The sequence below is a fragment of the Sphingorhabdus sp. genome (assembly GCF_044357595.1).
Taxonomy (GTDB): Bacteria; Pseudomonadota; Alphaproteobacteria; order Sphingomonadales; family Sphingomonadaceae; genus Sphingorhabdus_B.
On the sequence record NZ_JBIKPH010000138.1, the window covers coordinates 1 to 6,364 of the forward strand.

Here is a 6,364-nt window from a genome sequence, read left to right on the forward strand (position 1 = left end):
ACGAACTGAACGCTGACCGGGAATCGGAACTCATCTGGGATTGCCTGAACTTCAGTCCCATAGGTTTTGAGCAGATAACCATCATGTCGGATTTCCCGAGTGCTTTCCGTTGCAACTACGCAAATAATGCTAATTTCTTCAGTCGAAAATCCATATTTTTCAACGCAGAAGTGCATGAAATCACTTATAAACTCGACGACAAATGATGATATAAATCTCGTTGGTAAATCGTCCACCAAACCTCCGTCCCCTTGCATTGCAATTTTCTTTAATCTGTATTTATTTTCCAGCAAACACGCTGGAAATCTGGCGACCCTTATTGTCGTAAACGTAAATTTGACTGCCTCTACGCACACTGACCGTGCTCGACGTATATCCCTTCAGTCCGTCACTCGGTCCAGTTCCGGCATACACTGAGCATAACTGACGCTGTCCGGCGCCATAGACATAGACCTGACTACCTCGTTGGACGGCTGTGACAATATCGCTCACTGGGTACTCCCACTTTTCTGCACTTAAACTAGAATGCGTCGAACCAAGAGGTTAGGCAAGCTTCGATGTTGGTCTCATTGAAGTGACGAAGGAACGAAGATGAGACCAAAACCCTCAGCAACTGAAGGCTTCTGCCCAGCGTGTAGTGAAGCACAGTAGGCGCGCAACCCAGATGCGGCGGTGGCGGCGCAGACTAAGCTTCGGGTCCAACAATTCCTCCAAGCGCCAAAATGCGCCAGACGGAAGCACGCATGAGGATGCTATACCACTGACAAAGCGCGAGTTGCAAAAAAGTAAACTGAATTTATTTGTTTTCGTGTTGCCCGACACGGCTTGGTGCGCGTTAAGTCGCTAACCAACCATTGGAACAAGCTCATGCCCAATTGCAGCGATATTCAATCCACCCATCATAAGTCGCTCGGTTTTTCGGACTGGTTTGCCTTGCGCATAACCAAAACATTGCGCTGGGGCGCGGATACGTTTTTCGCAAAGCGTTACGGCAATCGCGCGATCGTATTGGAGACTGTCGCCGGGGTGCCAGGCATGGTCGGCGCGACCTTGCCCCATTTGCGGGCGCTTCGCCTGATGCAGGATGACCGCGGCTGGATTAGGACGTTGATGGACGAAGCAGAAAATGAACGGATGCATTTGATGACGTTCATCGAAATCGCGAAGCCGTCATGGTTCGAACGGGTTGTTATCCTGACCGTGCAGTGGGTTTTCTATGTCTTCTTTTTCTTCCTCTATCTGTTTTCGGCCAAGACGGCGCACCGTCTCGTCGGCTATTTCGAAGAGGAAGCCGTGCTCAGCTATACTTTATATCTGGCCGAGATTGACGAGGGACGGCACCCGAACCCGCCTGCGCCGCCAGTGGAGCTGCGCTATTGGAATTTGCCAGAGGGGACGACGCTTCGCGATGTTATTCTAATCATCCGCGCGGACGAGGCGCACCACCGGGATACCAACCATTATATGGCCAACACTTTATCGGGCCGTGATGCCGACCATAAGGCCATTATGGCTTGCCCGCCCCATGTGTCGCTTGATACCGGCTTGCTCTAACAATTCGGGCTTGTTCGCGGTCGGGTCGGCGTTATGGAAGCAGGTATGAGCCCTGCTGCGAAAATGATTATCATATTCATCCTGCTATGGCTGGGGGTGCATCTGCTGTTATACGGATATGTAAAGCGCCGGATCGCCGCTGCCAAGCGCAACAAGGACGCTGAGGCATAACTTGATTTGCCATTTCCGCATGCCTATAGCGATAGGGCAGAAACAAGCGGTCCCGTGGGGCCGCTTTTTGGCTTTTGGAATATGCCAACTATTCAGTCGGAAGGAAGAAAACCATGTCGATTACGCCCCTGATGCCAGTCTATCCGCGCTGCGGTTTTCGGCCGGTCCGAGGTGAAGGCGCTTGGTTGATTTCCGAAGACGGCAGCCGCGCGCTGGACTTCGCAGCTGGCATCGCTGTGAACTTGCTTGGCCATAGTCATCCGCATTTGACCAAAGCGATTCAAGACCAAGCGGCAACGCTGATCCATGTGTCGAACCTTTATGGCAGCCCGCAGGGGGAAGCCTTTGCCCAGCGGCTTGTGGATACCACCTTTGCCGATACGGTATTCTTTACCAATTCCGGCGCTGAGGCGGTGGAGTGCGCTATTAAAACCGCCCGGGCCTATCACCAAAGCCAAGGCAGTGACCGCTTTGAGATCATCACGTTTAAGAACGCCTTTCACGGCCGGACGATGGCGACGATTTCGGCCAGCAATCAGGAGAAGATGCACAAGAGCTTCCTGCCTTTGCTGGAAGGCTTCAAATATGTTGATTTTGACGATCTTGAAGGCGCCAAGGCGGCTGTGGGGCCAAAGACCGCTGCGTTTTTGGTTGAGCCTATCCAGGGGGAGGGCGGAGTGCGCCCTGCGTCAGATGCCTTTATGCAAGGCCTTCGGGCCTCGGCCTATGAACACGGCATCATGTTGATCCTCGATGAGGTTCAGTGCGGTGTAGCACGTTCTGGCACGCTATATGCCTATGAACAATATGGCATTATTCCGGACATCATGGCGACCGCAAAGGGCCTTGGTGGCGGATTTCCGGTGGGCGCATGCCTTGCTACTGAAGAAGCTGCACGCGGCATGGTCGTTGGTACGCATGGTTCAACTTATGGTGGCAACCCATTTGCGATGGCAGCATGTCAGGCGGTTTGGGATGTCGTGGCGAATGAAGAGTTTCTGACGCAAGTGCGCGCCACTGGTGAAAAGCTGCGTTCGACGCTTGAACAATTTATCGGTAATTATCCCGACCTATTTACCGGCGTGCGCGGCAAGGGGCTTATGCTCGGCGTGATGATGACGCATGAAACGAGGGCCTTTGTGGCGCATTTGCGGGACAATCACGGGTTGTTGCTGGTAGCGGCGGGAGACAACACGTTCCGCGTGTTGCCGCCGTTGAATATTGGCGACGCCGAAATCCAGACATTTATGGAAAAGCTGTCCGCCGGTGCCGCTAGCTATCAAATGCCGCAAGCTGCATGACGCGCCATTTTCTTAATTTGAGCGACGCCGGCGGTGATGCAATTGCAGCAATGCTGAACGACGCCATCGACAGGAAAAATGCGCGGCAGGGCTGGCCCAAGGGTCAGGCAGATGCCGACGCGCCGCTTGCGGGGTACACGCTGGCGATGGTGTTTGAGAAAAATTCGACCCGTACCCGCACGTCTTTTGAAATGGCGATGAAGCAGTTGGGCGGCGACAGCATATTCATGGCGTCTGGACAGATGCAGCTTGGCCGCGGTGAGACTATTGCGGACACAGCCCGCGTGTTGTCCCGCTATGTCGATGCCATCATGATCCGTACCGACGACCATGACAAAGTGACAGAGCTTGCGCATTACGCAAGCGTGCCCGTCATCAACGGCCTGACGGATTTGTCGCATCCCTGCCAGATCGTGGCCGATCTTCTGACGGTGATGGAGCATGGAAAAGCTCTGCCCGGTCTTGAGCTTGCGTGGCTTGGTGATGGTAATAATGTTCTGAATTCGGTGGTTGAGGCAGCAGGGTTGTTTAAGTTCAACCTTCGCATAGCCGTCCCAGAAGGCTATGAAAGTGACAGCAGCTTTATCGAGATTGCAAAGGCCGCTGGCGCGCACATAACCCTTACCCGCGATGCACGCGAAGCAGTGGCGGGCGCAGACGTTGTTGTGACCGACACCTGGGTGTCGATGGGGCAGGAGCATGCCCATAACAAGATGGCGGCAATGATGCCCTATCAGGTCAACGAACGCCTTATGGCCATGGCAAAATCAGATGCAGTATTCCTGCACTGTTTGCCTGCGCATCGTGGTGAAGAAGTAACCGACGTGGTGATTGACGGGCCGCAGTCGCTTATCTGGGACGAAGCGGAAAACCGTCTTCATGCGCAAAAATCGATTTTATTATGGTGCCTTGGGAAGTTGTAATGCCGGAACAATCCGAAACATTGTCCAATCAGCCATTGCGCTTTTCCATACCCACGCGCGATGCGCGCGGGCGTCTGGTTAGGCTTGATGATGTCCTTGCCGAAATTTTGGCGGCCCACGCCTACCCCCCCGTGATTGAACGCATCTTGGCAGAGGCATTGGTTTTGACCGCCTTGTTGGGATCTTCGTTGAAGGAAAAGGGCAGCCAGCTTACGCTGCAAACACAAACTGAAAAGGGTGCGATCCGCCTTCTGGCGTGCGACTATAAAGACGGTGCGTTGCGCGGCTATGCGCAGTTTGATGCCGCGACCGCTGCTGCTTTGCCGCGGGATGCGACGCTGTTTGGTGTATTCGGGCAAGGCTATCTTGCGATTACCTTTGACCGAATGAAGCCAGCCAGCGAAGGCGGTGGCCGCTATCAGGGCATTGTCCCGCTTGAGGGCGAAACGCTGGCCGATGCGGCGCAAAATTATTTCATGCAGTCCGAACAAATTCCGACCTTTATTCGCGTGGCGGTGGACCGTGTCGATGGCCGCTGCGTTGCTGGTGGTCTGTTGGTGCAGCATTTGCCAGAGGGCGAAGAAGGCCGTGAACGGCTCCATGTGCGGCTCGACCATCCGGAGTGGGCGCATATTGAGGTAATGTCCTCGACCATCGCTGCTGCTGAGTTAGCTGACCCTGCGCTTCCGCTTGAGGAAATTGTCTGGCGGCTTTTTCACGAAGAACAAGAAGTGCGCATTGAACAAGGCGATCGGTTGTCGAAGGGGTGCCGGTGCGACCCGGTGCACATCCGCGATGTAATTGCGAAGTTTCCGGCGGAAGACCGCGCCGAAATGGTCGATGACGATGGCGATATTGTCGTCGATTGCGAATTTTGCTCGCGCCGGTTTCCGATCAGCCTTGCCAGTTTCAACAACTAACTGGTGCACCGCAGAACAGTGAGCGCCAACTGTCGTTCGAAGACCATAATCTGCCGTGCAAAATGCAAAAATTTATGGTAACGAATCCCCAAACGATAGGTTGTTTCGATGAAACTGACTGGTTTACGGACGTAAGATTATGCATCTTCGATATTATCTTATTAGCCTGTTTTTACTGTCGGCGGCAGGGACTGCTTTTGCGGTAGCGCCGAATAATGGTTTAGCATTTCTCGACACATTAGAGCGTGGGAACTGGCAACTACGGGCAACTGGCAGCAATGAGTCACTTACCAAAATTTGCCTTGGAAATCCCGATGCCTTAATTCAAATCCGGCATAGCGGTCTCGCTTGCGAGCAATATATTGTGCGCACAAGCGCGAACTCGGTTACCGTCAGTTACACCTGCAAGGGACAAGGACAGGGTCTGACGACCATCCGCAAGGAATCCAACCGGATTGTCCATATTCAATCGCAAGGAATCCGGGATAACGCACCTTTTTCGTTTGCCGTGGAAGGCCGAAGAATTGGACCTTGCTGAGCAGGGAAAGGCGATGCGCAGGCTCTTTACCAGATATTGCCTAAAGGCCTGAAAAGCCAAGATTGGGCCGCCGTTGACAAACTGGGCGGCCTATTTTGTCTCAGAAAGCTGCAATGCCAGTAATCGCGCGGCCCAATATGAGGGCGTGGACATCATGCGCGCCTTCATAGGTGTTCACCGTTTCCAGATTCACCATATGACGCATCACCTGATATTCTTCGCTAATGCCGTTGCCGCCATGCATGTCACGCGCGGCACGCGCGATATCGAGCGCCTTGCCGACATTGTTGCGCTTAACAATGGAGATCATGTCCGGCGCAAGCTGGCCTTCGTCCATCAAGCGGCCAACGCGCAATGACGCTTGAAGCCCCATCGCGATATCGGTCATCATGTCCGCCAATTTCTTTTGATACAGCTGGTTGGCGGCCAGCGGTTTACCAAATTGGTGACGATCAAGGCCATATTGCCGTGCGGCATGCATGCAAAATTCCGCCGCACCTAATGCGCCCCAGCTTATGCCATAACGTGCACGGTTGAGGCATCCGAACGGACCTTTCAAGCCTTGCACATCGGGCAGCAACGCATCTTCGCCGACTTCGACATTGTCCATGACGATCATGCCAGTGGTCGATGCGCGCAGAGATAATTTACCCTGAATTTTAGGGGCAGTGAGGCCCTTCATGCCCTTTTCCAAAACAAAGCCGCGAATACCGCCGCCATGCGCCTCGGACTTAGCCCAAACGACAAATACATCGGCAAACGGGGCATTAGAAATCCAAGTCTTTGACCCGTTGATAACGAAACCGCCATCCACCTTTTTGGCGAAGGTACGCATGCCTGCAGGGTCCGACCCGGCATCAGGCTCGGTCAGGCCAAAGCAGCCAATCAGCGTGCCAGCGGCAAGACCGGGCAAATATTTGCGGCGCTGTTCCTCTGAACCGAATGCGTAGATAGGAT

The 6,364-nt window shown here is 53.8% G+C and carries 9 protein-coding genes; 7 read left to right on the forward strand and 2 right to left on the reverse strand.

Features of this window, described 5'->3' with window-relative positions:
- On the forward strand, window positions 1–206 hold a 206-nt coding region (locus ACIQ2T_RS11385; protein WP_397590914.1), incomplete at its 5' end, for a hypothetical protein.
- Window positions 207–279: 73 nt separating this feature from the next.
- Here the strand turns inward: ACIQ2T_RS11385 and ACIQ2T_RS11390 are convergent.
- Complete coding sequence (locus ACIQ2T_RS11390; RefSeq protein WP_397590915.1) at window positions 280–492, reverse strand: hypothetical protein; 213 nt, start codon at window positions 490–492, stop codon at window positions 280–282.
- A gap of 375 nt (window positions 493–867) precedes the next feature.
- Here ACIQ2T_RS11390 and ACIQ2T_RS11395 point away from each other — a divergent pair, with 375 nt between their 5' ends.
- The 6 genes from ACIQ2T_RS11395 (at window position 868) to ACIQ2T_RS11420 (ending at window position 5,407) form a co-directional block, all read left to right on the forward strand.
- A complete protein-coding gene (locus tag ACIQ2T_RS11395) occupies window positions 868–1,554 on the forward strand; it encodes an alternative oxidase (protein ID WP_397590916.1) in 687 nt (228 codons plus the stop codon).
- A 45-nt stretch (window positions 1,555–1,599) separates the two neighbouring features.
- Window positions 1,600–1,725 (forward strand): hypothetical protein, encoded by a 126-nt coding sequence (locus tag ACIQ2T_RS11400; protein ID WP_353207178.1) that lies wholly within the window; start codon window positions 1,600–1,602, stop codon window positions 1,723–1,725.
- A 113-nt stretch (window positions 1,726–1,838) separates the two neighbouring features.
- Complete coding sequence (locus ACIQ2T_RS11405) at window positions 1,839–3,026, forward strand: aspartate aminotransferase family protein (RefSeq protein ID WP_397590917.1); 1,188 nt, start codon at window positions 1,839–1,841, stop codon at window positions 3,024–3,026.
- Window positions 3,023–3,949: an ornithine carbamoyltransferase gene (gene argF / locus ACIQ2T_RS11410; protein ID WP_397590918.1), complete on the forward strand. Its 927-nt coding sequence runs from the start codon at window positions 3,023–3,025 to the stop codon at window positions 3,947–3,949. The genes ACIQ2T_RS11405 and argF overlap by 4 nt, the downstream gene beginning before the upstream one ends.
- Entirely contained in the window at window positions 3,949–4,869 is a 921-nt protein-coding gene (locus ACIQ2T_RS11415) for an Hsp33 family molecular chaperone HslO (protein WP_397590919.1), read from the forward strand. The genes argF and ACIQ2T_RS11415 overlap by 1 nt, the downstream gene beginning before the upstream one ends.
- A gap of 139 nt (window positions 4,870–5,008) precedes the next feature.
- Entirely contained in the window at window positions 5,009–5,407 is a 399-nt protein-coding gene (locus tag ACIQ2T_RS11420) for a DUF3617 domain-containing protein (RefSeq protein WP_397590920.1), read from the forward strand.
- Between the two features lie 100 nt (window positions 5,408–5,507).
- Here ACIQ2T_RS11420 and ACIQ2T_RS11425 read toward each other — a convergent pair.
- Window positions 5,508–6,364, reverse strand: an 857-nt coding sequence (locus ACIQ2T_RS11425; RefSeq protein WP_397590921.1) for an acyl-CoA dehydrogenase family protein, incomplete at its 5' end; no start/stop codon positions are given.

What these genes read in the sequence shown, in the direction of transcription:
- ACIQ2T_RS11395 (WP_397590916.1), top strand. Translation starts at nt 868, where the DNA reads ATGCCCAATTGCAGCGATATTCAATCCACCCATCATAAGTCGCTCGGT.
- ACIQ2T_RS11400 (WP_353207178.1), top strand. Translation starts at nt 1,600, where the DNA reads ATGAGCCCTGCTGCGAAAATGATTATCATATTCATCCTGCTATGGCTG.
- ACIQ2T_RS11405 (WP_397590917.1), top strand. Translation starts at nt 1,839, where the DNA reads ATGTCGATTACGCCCCTGATGCCAGTCTATCCGCGCTGCGGTTTTCGG.
- argF (WP_397590918.1), top strand. Translation starts at nt 3,023, where the DNA reads ATGACGCGCCATTTTCTTAATTTGAGCGACGCCGGCGGTGATGCAATT.
- ACIQ2T_RS11415 (WP_397590919.1), top strand. Translation starts at nt 3,949, where the DNA reads ATGCCGGAACAATCCGAAACATTGTCCAATCAGCCATTGCGCTTTTCC.
- ACIQ2T_RS11420 (WP_397590920.1), top strand. Translation starts at nt 5,009, where the DNA reads ATGCATCTTCGATATTATCTTATTAGCCTGTTTTTACTGTCGGCGGCA.